Source organism: Ferdinandcohnia salidurans (assembly GCF_042680725.1).
Lineage (GTDB): Bacteria > Bacillota > Bacilli > Bacillales > Bacillaceae_L > Ferdinandcohnia > Ferdinandcohnia salidurans.
The window spans coordinates 24,124-45,960 of the sequence record NZ_JBHUEK010000014.1; the positions used below are offsets into that span (position 1 = coordinate 24,124).

At 38.8% G+C, this 21,837-nt stretch carries 18 protein-coding genes and 2 tRNA genes; 18 read left to right on the forward strand and 2 right to left on the reverse strand.

All coding sequences use genetic code 11. From position 1 onward, the window contains the following. The first annotated feature begins 142 nt into the window (after window positions 1-142). From mfd to ACFSFW_RS09910, 9 genes are all read left to right on the forward strand, one after another. Window positions 143-3,679 (forward strand): transcription-repair coupling factor, encoded by a 3,537-nt coding sequence (gene mfd / locus ACFSFW_RS09870; protein WP_388037598.1) that lies wholly within the window; start codon window positions 143-145, stop codon window positions 3,677-3,679. 232 nt (window positions 3,680-3,911) lie between these two features. Beyond that, on the forward strand, window positions 3,912-4,448 hold the full coding sequence (gene spoVT / locus ACFSFW_RS09875; protein WP_388037601.1) for a stage V sporulation protein T: 537 nt from the start codon (window positions 3,912-3,914) through the stop codon (window positions 4,446-4,448). Between the two features lie 307 nt (window positions 4,449-4,755). Further along, the gene (locus tag ACFSFW_RS09880; RefSeq protein WP_388037604.1) at window positions 4,756-6,381 is read left to right on the forward strand and encodes a putative polysaccharide biosynthesis protein; all 1,626 of its coding nucleotides are present in this window, start codon (window positions 4,756-4,758) and stop codon (window positions 6,379-6,381) included. After that, window positions 6,378-7,826 (forward strand): bifunctional methyltransferase/pyrophosphohydrolase YabN, encoded by a 1,449-nt coding sequence (gene yabN, locus ACFSFW_RS09885; protein ID WP_388037607.1) that lies wholly within the window; start codon window positions 6,378-6,380, stop codon window positions 7,824-7,826. Before ACFSFW_RS09880 ends, yabN begins: the two co-directional genes overlap by 4 nt. A 14-nt stretch (window positions 7,827-7,840) precedes the next feature. After that, the gene (locus ACFSFW_RS09890) at window positions 7,841-8,101 is read left to right on the forward strand and encodes an RNA-binding S4 domain-containing protein (RefSeq protein ID WP_304220225.1); all 261 of its coding nucleotides are present in this window, start codon (window positions 7,841-7,843) and stop codon (window positions 8,099-8,101) included. A 112-nt stretch (window positions 8,102-8,213) separates the two neighbouring features. Then, on the forward strand, window positions 8,214-8,519 hold the full coding sequence (gene yabP / locus ACFSFW_RS09895) for a sporulation protein YabP (RefSeq protein WP_099353510.1): 306 nt from the start codon (window positions 8,214-8,216) through the stop codon (window positions 8,517-8,519). Further along, window positions 8,516-9,151, forward strand: coding sequence for a spore cortex biosynthesis protein YabQ (gene yabQ, locus ACFSFW_RS09900; protein ID WP_304220226.1), 636 nt, complete (start codon window positions 8,516-8,518; stop codon window positions 9,149-9,151). The genes yabP and yabQ overlap by 4 nt, the downstream gene beginning before the upstream one ends. Before the next feature lie 15 nt (window positions 9,152-9,166). Continuing rightward, window positions 9,167-9,541, forward strand: a complete 375-nt coding sequence (locus ACFSFW_RS09905) for an FtsB family cell division protein (RefSeq protein WP_099364133.1) — start codon at window positions 9,167-9,169, stop codon at window positions 9,539-9,541. Window positions 9,542-9,621: 80 nt separating this feature from the next. Then, window positions 9,622-10,050: a S1 domain-containing RNA-binding protein gene (locus ACFSFW_RS09910; protein ID WP_099353507.1), complete on the forward strand. Its 429-nt coding sequence runs from the start codon at window positions 9,622-9,624 to the stop codon at window positions 10,048-10,050. Between the two features lie 159 nt (window positions 10,051-10,209). On the opposite strand, the gene ACFSFW_RS09915 is transcribed toward ACFSFW_RS09910, so the two are convergent. Together ACFSFW_RS09915 and ACFSFW_RS09920 are read right to left on the reverse strand one after the other, a co-directional pair. Then, window positions 10,210-10,281, reverse strand: a tRNA-Glu gene (locus tag ACFSFW_RS09915). Window positions 10,282-10,290: 9 nt separating this feature from the next. Then, window positions 10,291-10,367: transfer RNA gene (locus tag ACFSFW_RS09920), tRNA-Met, on the reverse strand. Window positions 10,368-10,688: 321 nt separating this feature from the next. On the opposite strand from ACFSFW_RS09920, the gene spoIIE reads away from it, so the two are divergent. The 9 genes from spoIIE to ACFSFW_RS09965 all read left to right on the forward strand — a co-directional run bounded on the left by spoIIE (window position 10,689) and on the right by ACFSFW_RS09965 (window position 21,833). After that, window positions 10,689-13,175, forward strand: a complete 2,487-nt coding sequence (gene spoIIE / locus ACFSFW_RS09925; RefSeq protein ID WP_304220227.1) for a stage II sporulation protein E — start codon at window positions 10,689-10,691, stop codon at window positions 13,173-13,175. Between the two features lie 77 nt (window positions 13,176-13,252). Continuing rightward, window positions 13,253-13,993 (forward strand): vWA domain-containing protein, encoded by a 741-nt coding sequence (locus tag ACFSFW_RS09930; RefSeq protein WP_099353505.1) that lies wholly within the window; start codon window positions 13,253-13,255, stop codon window positions 13,991-13,993. Beyond that, complete coding sequence (gene prkT / locus ACFSFW_RS09935; RefSeq protein ID WP_388037615.1) at window positions 13,959-14,987, forward strand: serine/threonine protein kinase PrkT; 1,029 nt, start codon at window positions 13,959-13,961, stop codon at window positions 14,985-14,987. The genes ACFSFW_RS09930 and prkT overlap by 35 nt, the downstream gene beginning before the upstream one ends. Window positions 14,988-15,050: 63 nt before the next feature. After that, window positions 15,051-16,442 carry a tRNA lysidine(34) synthetase TilS gene (tilS, locus tag ACFSFW_RS09940; protein ID WP_388037617.1) on the forward strand — a complete coding sequence of 464 codons (1,392 nt, stop codon included), beginning with the start codon at window positions 15,051-15,053 and terminating at the stop codon, window positions 16,440-16,442. Window positions 16,443-16,461: 19 nt separating this feature from the next. Then, a complete protein-coding gene (gene hpt, locus ACFSFW_RS09945; RefSeq protein ID WP_099353502.1) occupies window positions 16,462-17,001 on the forward strand; it encodes a hypoxanthine phosphoribosyltransferase in 540 nt (179 codons plus the stop codon). A 126-nt stretch (window positions 17,002-17,127) separates the two neighbouring features. Further along, a complete protein-coding gene (gene ftsH, locus ACFSFW_RS09950) occupies window positions 17,128-19,068 on the forward strand; it encodes an ATP-dependent zinc metalloprotease FtsH (RefSeq protein WP_304220229.1) in 1,941 nt (646 codons plus the stop codon). A gap of 142 nt (window positions 19,069-19,210) precedes the next feature. Continuing rightward, window positions 19,211-19,987, forward strand: a complete 777-nt coding sequence (locus ACFSFW_RS09955; RefSeq protein WP_304220230.1) for a type III pantothenate kinase — start codon at window positions 19,211-19,213, stop codon at window positions 19,985-19,987. A gap of 36 nt (window positions 19,988-20,023) precedes the next feature. Further along, entirely contained in the window at window positions 20,024-20,902 is an 879-nt protein-coding gene (gene hslO, locus ACFSFW_RS09960) for an Hsp33 family molecular chaperone HslO (RefSeq protein ID WP_388037620.1), read from the forward strand. Between the two features lie 19 nt (window positions 20,903-20,921). Then, a complete protein-coding gene (locus ACFSFW_RS09965; protein WP_304220232.1) occupies window positions 20,922-21,833 on the forward strand; it encodes a peptidyl-prolyl cis-trans isomerase in 912 nt (303 codons plus the stop codon). Window positions 21,834-21,837 lie beyond the last annotated feature (4 nt).

Here is a 21,837-nt window from a genome sequence, read left to right on the forward strand (position 1 = left end):
TGGCCTTTGCAACCAAAGCGTTTTTCTATTTATGTAAAAAGGCGTGAAGCTCCATTTTACGAGATTCAGCATCCAATAAATGAATCTATTTAAGCACGCATTACTACTATACACGCAAAAACTTCGAGAGGGGGTTTCCGAGTTGCTTAAGGGACTACAACAATATGTTGGGAATAATGATGAGTTAAAGTCAATTATAAATGGAATTGAAGGAGGCTTACGTGAACAATTAATAGCTGGTATATCTGGTTCAGCTCGAACTGTGTTTGCGGCAGCTCTCTATAGACAAACAAATCGACCGATTTTGGTCGTTACCCATAATTTGTTTCAGGCACAGAAAATTTATGAGGATTTAAACGGTCTTTTAGAAGAAGATGAGGTTTTCCTTTATCCGGTGAATGAATTAATTGCATCAGAAATAGGAATTGCGAGCCCAGAGCTAAAAGGCCAGCGTATTGAAGCTCTGAACTATTGGAGTCATCAATCAAAGGGTGTTATTGTTGCTCCGATAGCGGGTTTAAAAAGACTCCTTCCGCCTAAGAAACTATGGAATGAAAGTCAGCTGACATTTACAGTTGGACATGATATAGAAGTGGAATCTATATTAGAAAAACTTGTTGCGATGGGATATGAACGTGTATCAATGGTGTCAGCACCTGGAGAATACAGCGTAAGAGGTGGAATTCTCGACATCTATCCTTTAACAGAAGAGAATCCTGTACGTATTGAGTTATTTGATACAGAGGTAGATTCAATTCGCACATTCTCACTAGAGGATCAACGATCACAAGGAAAAATCAACTCAATCACAATTGGACCTGCTACAGAGATTTTAGTAACGCCTAAGCATCTAGATAAAGGCGTACATGCATTAGAAGAAGGACTAGCTAAAAGCTTAAAGAAGGTTAAAGATGAGAAAGCAAAAAAACTGCTATTAGAGAACATTTCCTATGAACTTGAGCAGATGAAAAACGGTCAAATCTTACAAAAAATGTTCAAATATCTATCTCTTGTATATGAAACGCCTGCTAGTTTACTAGACTATTTACCTGAAAATGGTCTCGTACTTTTAGATGAAATTAGTAGAGTTCAGGAGATGGCTGATAGTCTCGATAAAGAAGAAGCAGAGTGGGTAACAAGTCTTTTATCACAAGGCGAGATTATTCATAACATTACCTTGTCACACCAATTTACAAAGCTTATCCAACAGTCAACCAATCCTTTGGTTTATCTATCTCTTTTTCTAAGGCATGTACCTCATACAAGCCCACAGAACATTTTAAATATGTCCTGCAAACAGATGCAAAACTTTCATGGCCAGATGCATGTCCTTAAAGCAGAGCTTGATCGATGGCAGAAGGGTAAATACACAGTTGTTTTCCTTGGCTCAAATGAGGACCGGGTGAAAAAGCTGGAACAGGTCCTGTCAGACTATGAAATCGATGCATTTACTAGTAAGAGCGATGGAGATATTTTGCTAGGAAAAGCACAAATTTTACTTGGAGATTTGCAAGACGGCTTTGAATTACCGTTACAACGAATCGCAGTGATAACTGAGGAAGAGCTTTTTAAGAAGAAAATGCAGAAAACAAAGCGAAAGCAAAAGCTTTCAAATGCTGAGCGGATAAAAAGCTATTCTGAATTACAGGTTGGCGACCATGTTGTTCATGTGAATCATGGAATCGGGAAGTATTTAGGAATTGAAACCCTAGAGATCAACGGAATCCATAAGGATTACTTACATATTCGCTATCAAGGTGATGACAAACTCTATGTACCTGTTGACCAAATTGAACAGGTGCAAAAGTATGTAGCATCAGAAGGTAAGGATCCGAAGATTTACAAATTAGGTGGAACCGATTGGAAACGTGTGAAGAAAAAGGTCGAATCCTCAGTTCAGGATATAGCAGATGACTTAATTAAGTTGTATGCAGAGCGAGAGGCTAGTAAGGGATATGCATTTTCTCCTGATGGCGAAATGCAAAGAGAATTTGAGGCATCATTCCAATATCAAGAAACAGAAGATCAATTAAGATCGATTCAGGAAATTAAAAAGGATATGGAACGTGAACGTCCGATGGACCGCCTTCTCTGTGGAGATGTGGGCTATGGAAAGACGGAGGTTGCCATTCGTGCTGCGTTCAAGGCCATTATGGACGGAAAGCAGGTTGCCTTTTTAGTTCCGACGACAATCTTGGCACAACAGCACTACGAAACAATCCGCGAAAGGTTTCAGGACTTCCCTATTACAATTGGCCAATTGAGTAGATTCCGTTCAAAGAAACAACAAACGGAAGTAACAAAAGGGTTAAAAGCTGGGACAGTTGATATCGTGGTTGGAACACATCGCCTATTGTCCAAAGATATTACTTATAAGGACCTTGGGTTATTAATTATTGATGAGGAACAACGTTTTGGAGTTACACATAAGGAAAAAATCAAAAAACTAAAAGCGAATATTGATGTGCTTACCTTAACTGCAACACCAATCCCGAGAACTCTTCACATGTCGATGCTCGGAGTTCGTGATTTGTCCGTTATTGAAACGCCACCTGAGAATCGTTTTCCTGTTCAAACATATGTTGTGGAATACAATGGTGAACTAATAAGAGAAGCGATTGAACGGGAAATGGCAAGGGATGGTCAAGTTTACTTTTTATATAATCGGGTTGAGGATATTGAGCGTAAGGCCGAAGAAATCTCGATGCTAGTTCCGGATGCAAGGATTGCCTATGCTCACGGAAGAATGACTGAGAATGAACTAGAAGCGGTGATTTTAAATTTCCTTGACGGTCAATATGATGTTCTGGTAACAACAACCATAATCGAAACAGGTGTCGATATTCCGAATGTGAACACATTGATTGTTCAGGATGCAGACCGAATGGGGCTTTCGCAGCTTTATCAGCTAAGAGGACGTGTTGGGCGTTCGAATCGTGTTGCCTATGCGTACTTTACGTACCGTAAGGATAAGGTGTTGAATGAAGTTGCAGAAAAGCGATTACAAGCGATTAAGGAATTTACAGAGCTTGGTTCAGGCTTCAAAATTGCAATGCGTGACCTTTCTATTCGTGGTGCAGGAAATATTTTGGGAGCGCAGCAGCATGGATTTATTGATTCAGTTGGATTTGACCTTTATTCACAAATGCTGAAAGAGGCTATTGAGGAACGCAAAGGTGATACCACTACTGTAAAACCTGCAAATGTGGAAATTGATGTAGAGGTAGATGCGTATATTCCGGATGCGTACATTTCTGATGGCCGCCAAAAAATTGATATGTATAAGCGATTTAGAGGCATCACAGAAATGGAGGATGTCGAAGAATTGCAAGAGGAAATGATTGACCGATTTGGTGAATATCCAGCAGAGGTAGATTACCTATTTAAGATTGCCAAGATAAAGGTATATGCATTGGCAGAGCAGGTTATTTCCATAAAGCAAGCCAAGCAGGAAATTACCATTCTGCTATCAGAAGAGGCAAGCAGTCAAATTGACGGCGGGAAGATTTTTAAATTAGGAAATACATTTGGCCGTATGATTAGCCTTGGAATGGAAGGCAGTAAATTAAAAATTGTGATTCAAACAAAGGGAATTGAGGTAAACCAATGGCTAGGCATTATTCATGATATGGTCAAAGGATTACAAGATGTCAAAAAGGAAAATGTGAATGCTGTTTAACTCAGGTGACATAGTTAAAATTCTAACGAATAGAACCAAAGTCTGAGTTGCCTATAGTTCTTGTGTATGGTTATTTTTTCCTCTATCGAAAAATCACATTCATCGTGAATAGAACTCTGTTGAAGTAAGATACTAAACTCAACAACAAATGGTGATTTATTCAAATCCAGACAAATTGTACATCAATCACCACTATTCTTTAATCATCAGATGAAAGTGAGGCATCATAAGAATGAAGGCAACTGGTATTGTTCGTCGAATTGATGATTTAGGTCGAGTAGTTATCCCGAAAGAGATCCGTAGAACGCTACGTATTAGAGAGGGAGACCCATTAGAGATTTTTGTTGATCGTGATGGAGAGGTCATTTTAAAGAAATATTCTCCGATTAGTGAGCTAAGCGATTTTGCCAAGGAGTATGCAGAAGCACTTTTTGATAGCTTAGGACACCAAGTACTTATTTGTGACCGTGATGCATTTATTGCGGTTGCAGGAGGCTCCAAGAAAGAATACTTAAATAAAAACATAAGCGAACTCATCGAAAAGTCGATGGAAGACAGAACTTCTATTTTAGAAACAGAAGAGCGCCAAGTATCCATCGTAGAGAGTGCTGACGAAACAATCTCATCATATACAATTGGCCCGATTATCGCAAACGGAGATCCAATTGGTGCTGTTGTCATTTTATCAAAAGAAAAAACGCTCGGAGAAGTAGAACAAAAAGCCGTCGAAACGGCAGCTGGGTTCCTTGCAAGACAAATGGAACAGTAATAAAAAACGAAAAGTTCTATCCATGGAAAAGGTAGCTATTATAGCTGCCTTTTCTTCCGTTAAGGGTAATTGTCTAGGGAAGTATGTTATAATACACTGGAAATTATTTAACTTTATTCAGTGGGGCTGAATAAAGTTTATGCCTCCGGCGGATGCCATAGATTTTCAAATGAAACTTTTCGAGCATAAGATCAAAGACTAAATACGCCACTTCCTGTGGCAACGTCTTTGTGATCCACCTCGTGTGGGCCTAAAAAATCTAGGCGCAAATACGCCAAGGCGCATTTGATTAGGGAGGAGATGGGCGATGAACGTCCAATCCGAAAAGAGATCAAAGCGAATTTGGGAAGGTGCTTTTGTTCTTACCATTGCCGGCTTGATCACCAAGATACTTAGTGCAGGCTACCGTATCCCGTATCAAAATATTGCAGGGGATATCGGCTTTTATATTTATCAACAGGCATATCCGATTTACGGGATTGTCCTTGTTTTTTCTACATATGGATTTCCAGTGATTATATCAAAGCTTCTAGCGGAAAAATTAGAGCAAGATGATGAAGCATCTGTCTTGAAGATATTATATATCACCCTATTTACGTTATTAGGAATGGGAATACTATTATTTAGTTTTTTATACTGGGGTGCTGAAGTCGTTGCCGGTTGGATGGGAGACAAAAATCTAACACCACTAATAAAAGTGATTTCATTTTCATTTTTACTCTTGCCGTTTATCTCTGTCTTTCGTGGCTTTTTTCAAGGTCATAAAAATATGATACCAACCGCAGTTTCACAAGTAACTGAACAATCGATTCGTGTCGTCACTATTTTGTTCATGTCATTTCTTCTTTTGGATTATGGGTATGGAGCATATGTGGCTGGAGCGGGAGCGATATTTGGTTCGATAACTGGAGGCTTTGCAGCTATTTCAGTTCTCTTGTTTTACTTACTTAAAAGAAAAAAGACTCATCAGATGAGACCTTTTTCAAAGGCTTCGATAAAAACAATAGAAATTATCAAAATCCTTTTCACCCAGGGGATGACAATTTGCATTAGCGCTTTGTTACTTATTCTTTTTCAGTTGGTTGATTCTTTCACCGTTTACTCTTTATTGATTTCAGGAGGGATAGAGGAGGAAGCAGCAAAACAAGCAAAAGGGATCTATGACCGCGGCCAACCGCTCCTTCAGCTTGGCACTGTGGTGGCGACATCACTAGCATTATCGCTTGTCCCATTAATTGCAAGTGCAAAGGCCAGAAACGACATAGCTTTTATTGAAGCAAAGGTTGACTTAACATTTCGTCTAAGTATAGTTGTGGGAATTGGGGCGGCGGTAGGTCTTGCTTGTGTCCTCGAACCAACAAATATCATGTTATTTCGTAATGACCTGGGAACAAACATACTCATGATTATCGGTTTATCCATTTTATTTACAACCTTATCCCAATCGATTACGGCTATTTTACAAGGACTTGGCCATTCATTCTTACCAGCGATTGTGGTCATCATCGGAATGCTAGTAAAATGGATTTTCAACCTGTTATTAATTCCTGGATACGGAACAGTTGGAGCAGCTGTTGCAACCTTCGTTGCCTTTGGGATAATATCTGTTCTACATATAGTGATCGTTAAAAGAAAACTCCCTGGCACGCTACAAAATTGGACCTTTCTATATCGTGTCTTATTTGCAATGATGGCTATGGGGCTAGTTATTTTTGGCTATCGATGGAGCTTGCATAAGCTGTTCCCAATAGTAGGGGGAAGTCGTATGTTTGCTAGCTTCGAGGCATTGTCCTCTGTATTTATTGGAGGATTAACCTATTTGTTTTTTATTATTAAAGGGAGTGTATTTTCTGAAGAAGAACTTACAGAAGTCCCGATTGGATCAAAAGGAACCTTTCTTATTAGGCTAATTAAAGGAGGAGAGAGAGCATGATAACAGTTATTGGCTTAGGTGCTGGAGACCTATCACAGCTTCCATTAGGCATTTATCGTAAACTTTTAGCTGCTGAACATTTGTATCTTCGAACGAAGGAGCATCCTGTTATAAAGGAATTAGAAGCTGAGGGAATTAGTTATCGCTCCTTTGATGACATTTATGAAAAACATGAACAATTCGAGGATGTATATGATGAAATAGTCGACATTCTAAGGGAAGAAGCGAAAACGAAGGAAATTGTTTATGCTGTGCCTGGGCACCCGATGGTAGCAGAAAAGACGACTCAGCTTTTGCTTGAGGATCAAAGTCTTCAAGTGAAAATTGAGGGGGGCCAAAGCTTTATCGATCCTTTATTGGCTTCATTAAGAATTGATCCGATTGAAGGGTTTCAATTCATAGATGCTTTGTCCTTTGAAAAAGATGAATTACAGCTATCACAGCATATTATTATTTGTCAGGTCTATGATCAATACATCGCTTCAAATGTTAAATTAACACTAATGGAGCAATTACCTGATGAGTATGAAGTATATATTGTAACAGCAGCGGGTAGTAAGGACGAAAAAATCACTAAAGTCCCACTTTATGAACTGGATCGAGGAGTAGAGGTGAACAATCTGACAAGCGTCTATGTCCCGCCAGTTCATGAAGTCGAATCTCTCTATCATGATTTCCGGACTTTCAGAAGAATTATTGCTGCATTGCGAGGTCCTGGGGGATGTCCGTGGGATCAAAAACAAACGCATCAATCATTAAAGAAGTATCTACTAGAAGAGGCTTACGAGGTACTTGATGCGATTGATCGTGAAGATGATGATCATTTAGCAGAGGAACTAGGGGATGTACTTCTCCAGGTGGCACTGCATGCTCAAATCGGTGAGGATGAAGGTATGTTTACCATTGATGATGTCATTCGTGGAATTTCAGAAAAGATGATTCGAAGGCATCCACATGTATTTGGCGATGTAACGGCAGAAACGGCAGATGAAGTTGTGACAAATTGGGAGCAAATCAAACAATCGGAAAAAGGCAGTATTAAGGAAGAAAAGTCCATATTTGATGAGATTACAAAAGGATTGCCAGGACTAATGAAAGCTGTCGAGTATCAAAAAAAGGCAGCGAAGGTTGGTTTTGATTGGGATGCCGTTGAGCCAATGTGGGATAAGGTTTTTGAAGAAATAAATGAATACAAGGCAGCAGTAGAAGAAAAACAAAAAGGAGAAGCTATTCAAGAATTCGGAGATATCCTTTTTGCATTAGCTAATATAGCTAGATTTTATAAATTTGACCCAGAAGAAGCAATTGCTATGACAAATCAAAAGTTTGTAAGACGTTTTCAATTCATAGAAACGGAACTAAGAAAACAAGGGTTAAAGATAGAAGAGCAAACCCTAGAGGAACTTGATGCAATCTGGGAAGAGGCAAAACAAAGGGGATTATAGAAAGAGGTGAAATCATGCGTTTGGATAAATTTTTAAAAGTTTCTCGGCTAATCAAACGACGCACGTTAGCAAAAGAGGTTGCAGACCAAGGCAGAATCCTTATTAATGGAATAGCTGCTAAGGCAAGTAGCAATGTGAAAATAGGCGATGAGTTAACAATCCGTTTTGGTCAGAAAATCGTAACTGTGAAAATCGAAGATCTACAAGAAACAACAAAAAAAGAAGATGCAAATAAGCTTTATTCCGTCGTGAAAGAGGAAAAAGTAGAAGCGTAAACATTTGATAATCTACCTAAGGCTTGTTCTAAACTCACCCACATTCTCATACATTTTACTATTAAACAAGTGGTTATTTTGATCACTTAAGTATGAATGTGGGGGTTAAAAGATGAACCAATACTACGATGGAACGCCACCGAATAAAGGAACCGTACAAGAGCATGATGTAATTATGAGAAGTCGCAAGCTTCTTGACATAACAGGTGTAAAGCAAGTGGAAAGCTTTGATAATGAGGAATTTTTACTTGAAACTGTTATGGGTTTCCTAGCAATTCGTGGCCAAAACCTGCAAATGAAGAATCTAGATGTGGAAAAAGGCATTGTATCAATCAAAGGAAGAGTCTATGATATTAGTTATTTGGACGATCATTCCACGGAGAAGGCTAAAGGATTCTTTAGCAAGTTATTTAGATGACCCTGTCAACCCAGTTCTATACATTGCTTGCAATGATTTGTATGGGAGGTTGGCTAGGGGCCTCTCTTGATACGTACCAACGCTTTTTAAACCGTTCGAGACGTAAGTATTTCTTTGTTTTTATCAATGACATTTTGTTTTGGATTGTACAAGGCCTATTGTTCTTTTATACACTTTTACTAGTAAATGAGGGTGAACTGCGATTTTATGTGTTTATTGCGATATTATGTGGATTCGCCGCTTATCAAAGTTTAATAAAGTCATTTTATGTTAAAGCACTAGAACATATTATTCAAGCTTTCATTCGTCTTTATGAGTTTTTACTTCGTACAGGTGATTTCCTCATCGTTCGACCGATTAAAATGCTGTATCAGCTCATTATCGTGATTCTGCTGGGGATCTTAAATGTCTTACTCGTTTTCGGGAGAATTCTTTTGAAAACCTGTTGGATATTAATCAAAATCTGTTTTGCACCAATCAAGTGGATTGGAATCATCATCTGGAGGCTGTTACCGTCGGCCCTTACGAAAAATGTAGAAAAGATTTTTTGGAAATGTGCAGGATTTTTAAAAAAGGTAGAGAATATCAAACCTATACTGATAAAATGGTGGAAGAAGATTAGGAAACAATAGGAGGCATTCTCTACAATGAGTGCAGTTCGAAAGAAAAATGTAACACAATTACAATCAACGTATATGGAAAAATATAAACAGCAAGAAGAAGCCCTTCAAGTGAAACGAAAAGGCTTGATTAGAAGATTGATTGCATTTGCCATTTTAGTTGCAATCATTTCTTATGGGCTTGTTTCAATGGTTATGTCACAACATAAGACAATGAATGAAAAGGTTGCTGAGAAGGAAAAACTACAAGAGCAACTCACCACACTAAAAGATGAGCAAGTACTTCTTGAAGAGGAAGTCGTAAAACTCAACAATGATGAGTATATCGAAAAAATAATTCGCAGGGATTATTTTCTATCTAAGGAAGGAGAAATTATCTTTAAAGTGGGAGATGGGTCTTAGTCTTATTGACACTCGTTTTTTATATTATGTATAATGAATATAAATGATTTTGTTCAAATTTAAGGAGGAGCATTTTTTTTATGTCAATCGAAGTAGGCAGCAAGGTTCAAGGGAAGGTAACAGGAATTACGAATTTTGGAGCGTTTGTGGAGCTGCCAGAAGGCTCAACTGGTCTTGTCCATATTAGTGAAGTCGCTGACAATTATGTTAAAGACATTAATGAGCATTTAAAAGTTGGTGACCAAGTAGAGGTCAAGGTAATAAATGTTGAGAAAGATGGAAAGATTGGATTATCTATTAAAAAGGCTAAAGAGAATCCGAATCCACAACCACAGCGTCCACGTCACAATGGTCCACGTAATAACCGAAACGACCAACGTAATAACATTAAAACTGAAAGCTTTGAACAAAAAATGAATCGCTTTCTAAAAGACAGTGAAGATCGTCTATCTTCCTTAAAGCGTAACACCGAGTCAAAACGAGGTGGACGTGGAGCGAGAAGAGGATAACCTGCTGCTGTAGCTCTATATATAAATTTAAAAGCACCCAACTTGGGTGCTTTTTTGTATGCTGTTTTTTAAGGTAATAAAGCTTATCAGAAATACTGCCATGCCAACATATAAAATAAAAACAAAAAAACAGTGTGAAAATTTCACACTGTTTTTAGATGACCCGTACGGGATTCGAACCCGTGTTACCGCCGTGAAAGGGCGGTGTCTTAACCGCTTGACCAACGGGCCTAACTATTATGGTAGCGGCGGAGGGGATCGAACCCCCGACCTCACGGGTATGAACCGTACGCTCTAGCCAGCTGAGCTACACCGCCATATTGCTAATTGTCAAAAGTTCGACAAACTCTAGTAAGTAAGCACAAGTTATATAATACCTTCTGTCTATTCATTCGTCAATATTTTTTGTATTGAAGGAAAATAATACAAAAATTCGCGCAATACAAACGATATTCTATAAAATTTCCCGCGAAGGGATTAAATTACACTCCTATAATTCGTCATATGACATTTATTTTGTTGGAATACTGGACAAGCAGTCGAATGTTTTTTCCTTTTGCTCCTGTTGTTTTGACAAAATACGTATCTCTGCAACTGTATAATAACAGACAACTATTAAATACGGGGAGTGTTTGTAAATGGAAAGAATAGAGAGGAATCTAAGTGCGCCCATCACAGATGTAGCCATTGAAAAAACGCAGGATACTGTGTCTAAATGGTTTCAACGTTTTCAAGCAAAACTTATAAATCTATTTCTACTAAAAGGGCTTTTACTAGTAGTAGTCGGGTTTTTATTAGGACGAGCTCTTATCCTGAATGAATTAACCCCCTTCGCATTACCGTTTTTCGCAGCGGTCTTCATGATGAAAAAGGGGAAGGCGGGCATAGCAATGGCAGCTGTAATCGCGGGATCGTTTACCCTTTCAGCTGATGTGACTATTTTTACATTTCTATCCATTGTCTTCTTTCTTGTAATCTATAAGGTTCTTCAGCGGTTTAAGGTGGATTTAATTAAAGCGTTGCCAACACTTGTGTTAATTTCATCTGCAATAACTAAGGTGGGAATTCTTTATCTTACACAAGGTACAATCACAATACATGATGGGGTAATGATCGGTGTTGGTTCAGGTCTGGCCTTTATCTTAACCTTAATATTTCTGCAAAGCGTACCATTATTAACAGAGAAACGAAGGAGACACTCGTTTAAAACGGAAGAAGTCATTTGTTTGATTATCTTAATTGCCTCTGTGTTAACAGGAACAATGGGCTGGCTCGTATATGAGATGTCCATTTCAAATATTCTTTCAAGGTATGTCGTCCTCTTGTTTGCATTTGTAGCAGGAGCGACTATTGGTTCAACTGTAGGGGTTGTAACTGGTCTTATTTTAAGCCTAGCTAATGTGACTAGCTTGTACCAAATGAGTCTTCTCGCTTTTTCAGGTTTGCTAGGTGGTCTCTTAAAAGAAGGAAAAAAAGCCGGAGTGGCACTTGGGTTGATTGTAGGAACGCTCTTAATTGGCCTTTACGGAGAAGGCGCGAGTCATATTATTCCTACTTTATATGAATCTGGTGTTGCAATTCTTCTATTTTTACTAACGCCTAAAGGTTTAATAAGCAAAGTGGCAAAGAATATTCCAGGTACACCTGAACATAGTGCAGAACAACAGCAATACCTTCGTAAAATTCGTGATGTAACAGCACATCGCGTTTCGCAATTTTCAACTGTGTTTGAAGCTTTATCTAATAGTTTTTCAGAATATGGATATCCCGTTGACGATGAGGATAAGGACCGCGAAGTTGATCTATTTCTAAGCAATGTAACGGAAAAAACGTGCCAATCGTGTTTCAAAAAGGAGGCGTGCTGGTCCAAGAACTTTAATAAAACATATGACTACATGAAGGATATTATGCATGGTTGTGAAACAAATTCTCTCATATATAATCACAAGCTTACGAGAGACTGGGAAAAGCATTGTGTACGATCGAAAAAGGTAATTGAAGCAGTCGAGCAGGAATTTACGTATTATCAAGCAAATCAAAAGCTTAAGAAACAAGTAAAGGAAAGTAGAAAACTAGTAGCCGATCAATTATTAGGTGTCTCTCAGGTAATGAGTGATTTTGCCAAGGAGATTCAGCGCGAAGGTGAAAACCATCATTTGTTAGAGGAACAAATACTCGATGCATTACAGTCATTTGGTATTCAAATAGGGCATGTAGAGATATATAGTGTGGAACAAGGAAATGTAGATATCGAATTAAGTATTCCATATTGCAATGGAAGTGGGGAGTGTGAAAAATTAATTGCACCAATGTTATCCGATATTCTTGAAGAAACCATTCTCGTAAAAAGGGAGGAATGCTCAGTTTATCCAAACGGATATTGTCATGTAACCCTAGGCTCAGCAAAGGCTTATGTCATTGATACAGGTGTTGCCCACGCTGCCAAGGGTGGAGGACTTGTATCGGGCGACAGCTATTCAACAATTGAGTTAGGGGTTGGAAAGCATGCGGTTGCCATCAGTGATGGAATGGGTAATGGAGAACGTGCTCATTACGAAAGCAATGAAACCTTGGAGCTATTAAAGAAGATCCTTCAATCTGGTATTGAAGAAAAAGTTGCGATAAAATCAGTCAACTCAATACTCAATTTACGAACAACAGATGAGATATTCTCGACACTAGATTTAGCGGTTATTGATCTACAAGACGCAAGTGCGAAGTTCTTAAAAATTGGTTCGACGCCAAGTTATATAAAGAGAGGAGACAAAATTAGTAAAATACAGGCAAGTAATCTACCAATGGGAATCATTGAGGACTTTGAAGTGGAGGTAGTTGATGAACAATTAAAGGCTGGTGACCTATTAATCATGATGAGCGATGGCATTTTTGAAGGTCCAAAGCATGTTGAAAATCATGATATGTGGATGAAACGCAAGATAAAAGAAATCCAAACGAATGATCCGCAAGAGATTGCAGATTTGATTATGGAGGAGGTAATCCGCACAAGATCAGGGCAAATTGAAGATGATATGACAATTGTTGTGACAAAGATTAAACATAATACACCAAAATGGGCAGCAATCCCTGCGTATGCGTACCAGAAAACAAAGAGTAAGGCGATTTGATTCTATCGAAAGGGGTTTAAAAGACTATTATTTTGTCCATCCTGTTACTAACTTTAATCAGTTGGAGGGGATGGAACGTGCAAAAAGGCACATTGAAGCAAATTCTATTAATTACGGATGGTTGTTCGAACCAAGGGGAAGATCCGATTGCAATGGCTGCTCTTGCTAGAGAGCAAGGAATTACGATTAATGTTATTGGAGTAGTAGAGCAGGACACGATTGATGAACAAGGAATGCAGGAAATAGAGGGAATGGCAACTGCTGGTGGAGGCGTAAGCCAAATCGTCTATTCCACACAGTTATCACAAACTGTTCAAATGGTGACAAAACAAGCGATGACCCAAACCCTACAAGGGGTGGTTAACAAGGAGCTTCAGCAAATCCTTGGATCGAAGACATCGATGGAGGACCTTCCGCCAGAGAAACGTGGAGAAGTAATGGAGGTAGTTGATGAGCTTGGTGAAACGGTTGATTTGGAGGTATTAGTTTTAGTGGATACGAGTGCAAGTATGAAGCACAAGTTGCCAACTGTTAAAGAAGCCTTACTAGATCTCTCTATTAGTCTAAATTCGAGAATGGGAGACAATCAATTTTCAGTGTTTGTATTTCCTGGGAAAAAAGTCGAAGTCGAAAGGGTATTAGATTGGACGCCGAGACTAGAATCCTTATCTAGTATTTTTCCAAAGCTAACAACCGGTGGAATCACGCCAACTGGTCCAGCGATTCGTGAAGCACTTACCCACTTCAAGAAAAAAAGATCATTAAGGAGCTTGTTGTCTCGTGATGATGAACAATACTACGAAGAGTCAGGTATGTAAGGTTTCCCCTGGTACTGTTATCACTGGAAAATGGCATAAAAAATCATATCGTATTGTGAGACCTTTAGGACAAGGTGCCAATGGTATTGTCTATTTAGCGGAAAGTATGAATGGCCCTGTGGCATTAAAAATAAGTGAAAATGGCGTGACCATTACGTCAGAGGTGAATGTACTTAAACACTTTTCAAAGGTCCAAGGCTCTGCCCTTGGACCTTCTTTTATAGATGTAGATGATTGGATTAGACCGGGTGTCACTAGCCCAATCTCCTTTTATGTAATGGAATATATTCGTGGAGAAAGCTTTTTGTCTTTCATTGAAAAAAGAGGAAAAGAATGGACTGGAATTCTTTGTTTGCAGTTATTAGCTGATTTAGACAGACTCCATCAGGAAGGATGGGTATTCGGCGACTTAAAACCTGACAATCTACTTGTTACTGGAAACCCTCCTAAAATACGATGTATTGATGTTGGTGGAACAACTGTGCAAGGTAGAGCTATAAAGGAGTTTACCGAGTTTTTTGACCGTGGATATTGGGGAGCAGGCTCGAGAAAAGCAGAACCTTCTTATGATTTATTTGCAGTGGCGATGATTATGATTAATACAGCCTATCCGAACCGGTTTACAAGAACAGATCAACCCGTAAAACAACTGAAATCAATCATTGCTAATACGGAGTCTCTACGGAAAATAGATAATGTCCTTTATCAAGCGATAGATGGAAAATATCTGCGCGCGCAAGACATGAGAAAAGATTTAGTCATGAAGTTAAGCCAAGCTAGTAAGGATCAACCTTCTGTCCAAAAAACACGGGCGGCAAGAAAGCCACAAACGAAGACTAAACCAACAAGAAGTAAACAATCCAGTCCAAATCTATCGAGGGTAAATAAACAACCGACGCCCAAAAAACAAAAGGGCGGCGTTCTTGAAACGGTATTGTTGCTTCTCTTTGTATCACTCGGGTATCTACTTTATCTGTATGGACAAGTTCTGTAAAAATGTTTTGGAAAGTGATACGATAAACGTATTCTTTAGTCCATAAAAAGGATTGGTCCAACAATGATTGAAAAAGTAAACCAGTTTATTGAGAAACATGAATTAATAAAGAAGGACTCAACAATAATAGTAGGGGTATCTGGTGGCCCGGATTCCCTTGCTTTACTGCATTATTTGTATCATCATCAAAAGGGTTCATATTCAACACTTATTGCTGCCCATGTTGACCATATGTTTAGAGGGAAAGAATCAGAGGAGGATTTATTATACGTAAAGGGATTTTGTGAAAAGTATCAAATTCCTTTTAAATCGATCCAATTCGATGTCACATCCTATAAAAAGAAACATAATTTAAGCTCTCAGGTAGCAGCTAGAGAAATACGGTATCATTTTTTTAATGAATTGATGAGAAAATATCAAGCAGATCATTTAGCACTTGGACATCATGGGGATGATCAAGTTGAAACGATTTTAATGAGGTTGGTAAGAGGCAGTAAAGGAATCGGATACGCAGGTATACAAATAAACCGACCGTTTTCATGCGGATCGATTATTCGTCCATTTTTAGCAGTAACAAGAGACGAAATTGAAGAGTATTGCCTCAAAATGAATCTTATGCCAAGACGCGATCCCTCAAATGAAAAAGACGACTATGTACGAAACCGATTTAGACATCATGTTCTTCCATTTTTAAAACAGGAAAATCCTGCGGTGCATGAACATTTTTTGCGATTTAGTCAATACATCACAGAGGATAATCAGGTTTTAGATGAATTAACAAGTGAGAAAATGAATAAAGTAATGAAAAGGAATGAAGGTAACAAAATAGAGATTGAAATATCTACCTTTTTAGCAATGCCAAAATCTTTACAAAGAAGAGGGATTCAACTAATATTAAACTATCTCTACAAAGAACTTCCTCCTTCTCTTTCTGCCATACATATCGACAATTTGTTAACCTTCTTGGAGAGTAACCATCCATCCGGAGAATTGCATTTTCCTTCGGGGTTACGAATTGTAAAATCTTATGATAGTTGTACATATACTTATACGGATTATAAGGATAACGTAAGCCCCTATCGATTCCAGATTGATTCACCTGGGCTTTATAAACTTGAAGATGGTAGTGAGATAAAGAGTCAAGTGTGGAGGAACTATCCTAGAAGCTTGGTCGGAAATGACTGTTTCGTCATCGATCCAGACAATATCCAATTGCCCATTTATGTCCGTACGAGAAAAAACGGAGATAAAATGACGCTAAAAGGAATGAATGGTTCTAAAAAAGTGAAGGATATCTTCATCGATGAAAAAATACCCCTTCACCGGCGTAACCTCTGGCCGATCGTCGAGGATGAACAAGGAGAGATTTTGTGGCTTCCAGGATTGAAAAAGTCATCACATGAAGCAACATGTAAAACAAAATCACACTATATCGTACTACAATACACGCAATGATTTTAGGGGGCTTTAAAGAATGAAGCAGGATATTGAGAAGGTTTTATTTTCTGAGGAAGAATTACAGCAAAAAATTAAAGAATTAGGTAATACTTTAACAGAGGACTATAAGGATAAATTTCCTTTAGCCATTGGAATACTAAAAGGAGCTATGCCTTTTATGGGCGATCTGTTAAAAAGGGTAGATACATACTTAGAAATGGATTTTATGGATGTGTCAAGTTACGGAAACTCAACCGTATCTTCTGGTGAGGTAAAAATCATCAAGGACTTGGATACTTCTGTAGAGGGAAGAGATATCCTAGTAATTGAAGATATTATCGATAGTGGTCTAACACTAAGCTATATCGTTGAATTATTCCGTTATCGCAAGGCAAAATCCATTAAAATTGTGACACTTTTGGATAAGCCTACTGGAAGAAAGGCTGATATTAATGCAGACTATGTTGGGTTTATTGTTCCCGATGAGTTTGTTGTTGGTTACGGTCTCGACTATGCTGAGAAATACCGCAACTTGCCGTATATCGGTGTTTTAAAACCTGAGGTCTATTCAAAATAAGTTTTTTGCGGAAAAACTTATACTTTTTTGAAACCTATTGGCAGGTTGAACGTAAATCATTTGAATAGCAATTATTATCTATGATACTATTTACTATAGTTTGTTCACTGCGGGAGGAGGTAAGGGATGAATCGGATTTTTAGAAACGTCATATTCTATTTACTCATATTTTTAGTCATAATCGGAGTGGTTAGCTTCTTCCAAGGAGCCAATGGCCAGCCTGAAGTGATGAAATATGGAAAGTTTGTTGAACATCTCGAAACTGGAGATGTAAAAAATATCACGGTACAACCCGAAAGAGGCGTCTTTGAAGTAAGAGGCCAATTAAATGGCTACAAAGAGGATCAATATTTTGTAACAAATATTATCGGAAGCCAAAAAGAAGTAGATCGGATTTATGAAGCTGCGAAGAACGCAGACGTAGATATACTTAAAGCGAAGGAAACAAGTGGTTGGGTAACCTTCTTTACGTCGATTATCCCATTTGTTATCATCTTTATTTTATTCTTCTTCCTACTTAACCAAGCCCAAGGCGGCGGCAGTAGGGTTATGAACTTCGGTAAGAGTAAAGCGAAGTTATATAGCGAAGAAAAGAAAAAGGTTAGATTTAAAGATGTGGCAGGTGCGGACGAAGAGAAGCAAGAGCTTATTGAAGTAGTTGAGTTTTTGAAGGACCCACGTAAATTTGCTGATCTAGGTGCAAGAATTCCAAAAGGGATCCTCCTTGTTGGACCTCCTGGAACAGGTAAAACATTGCTTGCTCGTGCGGCTGCTGGTGAAGCGGGAGTTCCATTCTTCTCTATCAGTGGTTCGGATTTCGTTGAAATGTTCGTAGGGGTCGGTGCTTCACGTGTTCGTGACTTATTTGAAAATGCTAAGAAAAATGCGCCATGTATCATTTTTATAGATGAAATTGATGCAGTTGGACGTCAGCGTGGTGCTGGTCTTGGTGGCGGTCATGATGAGCGTGAGCAAACCTTAAACCAATTGCTAGTTGAGATGGACGGATTCGGTGCAAACGAAGGTATCATCATCGTTGCAGCAACAAACCGCCCAGACATTCTAGATCCTGCCCTTCTACGTCCAGGACGTTTTGACCGTCAAATTACAGTTGACCGTCCGGATGTTAAAGGAAGAGAAGCGGTTTTACGAGTTCATGCTCGTAATAAGCCTTTTGATGAATCGGTTGATCTAAAAGCTATCGCTGCAAGAACTCCAGGATTCTCAGGTGCAGACCTAGAAAACTTACTTAACGAAGCAGCACTCGTTGCTGCTCGACAAAACAAGAAGAAAATCGATATGACGGATCTTGATGAAGCTTCAGACCGCGTAATTGCGGGTCCAGCGAAAAAGAACCGTGTCATTTCGAAAAAAGAACGCAATATCGTAGCGTTCCACGAAGCGGGGCATACCGTTATTGGAATGGTACTTGATGAAGCGGATATGGTTCACAAGGTAACGATCGTGCCTCGTGGTCAAGCCGGCGGTTATGCAGTAATGCTTCCTAAGGAAGACCGTTACTTCATGACAAAACCTGAATTGTTGGATAAAATCACAGGTCTATTAGGTGGTCGTGTAGCAGAAGAAATTACATTTGGAGAAGTGAGTACAGGTGCTCACAATGACTTCCAACGTGCTACAGGCATTGCTCGCAAAATGGTTACCGAATATGGAATGAGTGAAAAATTAGGTCCTCTTCAATTTGGTCAAGCGCAGGGTGGTCAAGTGTTCTTAGGACGCGATATCCACAATGAGCAAAACTATAGTGATGCTATTGCACACGAAATTGACCTTGAAATTCAACGCTTTATTAAGGAAAGCTACGAGAAAGCTCGTCAAATCCTTACAGAAAATCAAGATAAACTTAAGCTTATCGCAGAGACATTACTTGAGGTTGAAACTTTAGATGCTGCCCAAATTAAGAGCTTATTCGAAGAAGGTAAATTACCTGACCGACCAGTAACGCTTGAAGAAGCAGACAAACCGAAAGAAGATGTAAAAGTTACAATTAACTCTAAAAAAGAGAATGAAGTAACTGAAGGCGAAAACAAGAATAAAGAAGAGTAAAGTAAGAGGTGTCTACAACGAATTTGTAGACACCTTTTTGTTTTCGTGTATAGCCCGACTGAGTAAAGTTAATTGTGGAATACTAAAAAGCAGGTGTGGTATGATGTTTGCAAAGTCATACGTTATATGTTGGGGGTACTTCATGATTTTTGTTTTTGATGTAGGAAACACGAATATGGTTTTAGGGGTATTTGAAAATAATGTATTAAAACATCATTGGAGAATTGAAACAAGTCGAAACAAAACAGAAGATGAATATGGACTTGTTATCAAGTCATTATTAGAACATGAAGGATTAACCTTCAAAGATATTAAAGGCATTATAATGTCCTCTGTCGTTCCACCGATTATGTTTGCTTTGGAACGAATGTGCCTAAAGTATTTTGGTATAAAGCCAATGGTGGTCGGACCAGGTATTAAGACAGGCCTAAACATAAAATATGATAACCCGAAGGAAGTGGGTGCTGACAGGATCGTCAATGCTGTTGCGGGAATTCATTTACATGGAAGTCCACTCATCATTGTTGATTTCGGTACAGCCACAACATACTGCTACATAAATGAGAAGAAGCAATACATGGGTGGAGCGATTGCACCCGGAATAGCCATTTCAACAGAGGCTTTATATTCAAGGGCTGCTAAGTTGCCAAGAATTGAAATTGCCCGTCCAGAAGGTGTGATTGGAAGAAACACGGTAAGTGCAATGCAAGCAGGTATATTATTTGGTTACGTTGGTCAGGTTGAAGGTATAGTAGCCCGCATCAAAGCACAGGCAATTGAAAAACCAAAAGTAATTGCGACAGGTGGACTAGCTGCATTAATCGCTGCTGAATCAAATGCGATTGATGAGGTTGACCCATTTTTAACATTAAAAGGCTTGCAGCTTATCTATCAACGCAATACGGAAACAAAAGGCTGATTACATCAACGAACAACATGAAAAGGAGAAAAAACAATGAGTGATTATTTAATTAAGGCATTAGCCTATGATGGACAGGTTCGCGCATATGCAATAGATTCAACAGAAACAGTTGCTGAGGCTCAAAGACGCCATTATACATGGCCGACTGCGTCTGCTGCACTTGGAAGAACGATGACAGCAGGAGTTATGTTAGGGGCCACCCTAAAGGGCGAAGTCAAGCTGACAATCAAAGTTGAGGGTGGAGGACCAATTGGAATTATCCTTGTCGATACAAATGCGAAAGGTGAAGTAAGAGGATATGTAACGAATCCACAAACGCATTTTGACTTAAATGAGCACGGGAAACTGGATGTAAGAAGAGCTGTTGGAACAGATGGTACGTTAACAGTTGTGAAGGATATTGGCATGAGGGAACAATTTTCAGGTCAAGTTCCAATTGTTTCTGGAGAATTAGGAGAGGATTTCACCTATTATCTCGTTACTTCTGAGCAGACTCCTTCATCAGTTGGAGTAGGGGTTTTAGTTAACCCAGATAATTCAATTTTAGCTGCTGGAGGCTTCCTCATTCAGCTTATGCCAGGAACTGATGAGGTTACCATTTCTCGAATTGAAAAAAGACTACAAGAAATAGAACCAATCTCAAAGATGATTGAGAAGGGACTTACACCGGAGGATATCTTAGCAGAGATTATTGGCAAAGACCACCTTAAAATTCTTGAAAAGATGCCAGTATCCTTTGTCTGCCCTTGCTCAAAAGAACGGATTGAACGTGCGATTATCAGCCTTGGCACAGATGAAATCGAGGCAATGATTGAAGAAGACGGTAAAGCTGAGGCACAATGTCATTTTTGTAATGAAAAGTATCATTTTTCAAAAGATGAGTTAATAGAATTAAAAAACCAAGCAAAGTAAGGTAATGGGAGATGGGAAGATGAATCAAAAGAAAGTGTGGTCAATTATTGCTGCTCTCGTTATCACAAACTGTTTGTCGATTGTTTACTTTACAGTAGCTAAACCAGAGGAACAAACGGTTAAGGCATCAAAAGCTGTTGTCGCGAGCGGTGAAGAAGAAGTAGTTGCGACAATTGGGGATATAACCATCACAAGACAACAATGGTTAAATGAACTTGAAGGTCGATACGGGAAACAAATTTTAGAAGAAATGATTGATGAAGAAGTTGTTCGTCAAATGGCCGAAAAACATCATATTACCTTATCTGAAGATGCGATTGATCGTGAATTAACGTTAATAAAGACGATGTATAACACGATTGACAATGAAAAAATAAATGACGAGCACTGGAAGGAACAAATTGAGTTAAGCATTTTATTAGAAGAACTTTTAACAAAAGATGCTGTTATTTCCGAAGAGGAAATGAAACATTTTTATAAAGAAAATAAGCATTTATATGAAATTCCAAAATCATATCACCTTTCCCATATTGTTGTGAAAACAAAGGAAACGGCGGAACAGGTACGGGATGAATTAAAAAATGGTTCGAGCTTTTCTGCACTTGCAATGGAGAAATCGATTGATGAGTTTTCAGCAAATCGTGGCGGTGAACTTGGATATGTAAATGCGGATAATGGGTATGCACCAGACACCTATTTAGAAGTTGCTGAAAATCTGAATCTAAATGAGTGGAGCGAACCGATCCAAGTAGAGGATGGTTATGCGGTGGTTATCCTTCATGAGGTAATTGATGCAGTAACCTATTCCTATGAAGATGTTAAGGATCAAATCAAGCGCCAAATCGCAATTGACCAGATGAATGGAACAATCTCTGTAGAGCCATTTTGGAAAGAACTTAATGTGAAGTGGTTCTTTGAAAAACAACAGTAACTTA

What these genes read in the sequence shown, in the direction of transcription:
- spoVT (WP_388037601.1), top strand. Translation starts at nt 3,912, where the DNA reads ATGAAGGCAACTGGTATTGTTCGTCGAATTGATGATTTAGGTCGAGTA.
- ACFSFW_RS09880 (WP_388037604.1), top strand. Translation starts at nt 4,756, where the DNA reads ATGAACGTCCAATCCGAAAAGAGATCAAAGCGAATTTGGGAAGGTGCT.
- yabN (WP_388037607.1), top strand. Translation starts at nt 6,378, where the DNA reads ATGATAACAGTTATTGGCTTAGGTGCTGGAGACCTATCACAGCTTCCA.
- ACFSFW_RS09890 (WP_304220225.1), top strand. Translation starts at nt 7,841, where the DNA reads ATGCGTTTGGATAAATTTTTAAAAGTTTCTCGGCTAATCAAACGACGC.
- yabP (WP_099353510.1), top strand. Translation starts at nt 8,214, where the DNA reads ATGAACCAATACTACGATGGAACGCCACCGAATAAAGGAACCGTACAA.
- yabQ (WP_304220226.1), top strand. Translation starts at nt 8,516, where the DNA reads ATGACCCTGTCAACCCAGTTCTATACATTGCTTGCAATGATTTGTATG.
- ACFSFW_RS09905 (WP_099364133.1), top strand. Translation starts at nt 9,167, where the DNA reads ATGAGTGCAGTTCGAAAGAAAAATGTAACACAATTACAATCAACGTAT.
- ACFSFW_RS09910 (WP_099353507.1), top strand. Translation starts at nt 9,622, where the DNA reads ATGTCAATCGAAGTAGGCAGCAAGGTTCAAGGGAAGGTAACAGGAATT.
- spoIIE (WP_304220227.1), top strand. Translation starts at nt 10,689, where the DNA reads ATGGAAAGAATAGAGAGGAATCTAAGTGCGCCCATCACAGATGTAGCC.
- prkT (WP_388037615.1), top strand. Translation starts at nt 13,959, where the DNA reads ATGATGAACAATACTACGAAGAGTCAGGTATGTAAGGTTTCCCCTGGT.
- tilS (WP_388037617.1), top strand. Translation starts at nt 15,051, where the DNA reads ATGATTGAAAAAGTAAACCAGTTTATTGAGAAACATGAATTAATAAAG.
- hpt (WP_099353502.1), top strand. Translation starts at nt 16,462, where the DNA reads ATGAAGCAGGATATTGAGAAGGTTTTATTTTCTGAGGAAGAATTACAG.
- ftsH (WP_304220229.1), top strand. Translation starts at nt 17,128, where the DNA reads ATGAATCGGATTTTTAGAAACGTCATATTCTATTTACTCATATTTTTA.
- ACFSFW_RS09955 (WP_304220230.1), top strand. Translation starts at nt 19,211, where the DNA reads ATGATTTTTGTTTTTGATGTAGGAAACACGAATATGGTTTTAGGGGTA.
- hslO (WP_388037620.1), top strand. Translation starts at nt 20,024, where the DNA reads ATGAGTGATTATTTAATTAAGGCATTAGCCTATGATGGACAGGTTCGC.
- ACFSFW_RS09965 (WP_304220232.1), top strand. Translation starts at nt 20,922, where the DNA reads ATGAATCAAAAGAAAGTGTGGTCAATTATTGCTGCTCTCGTTATCACA.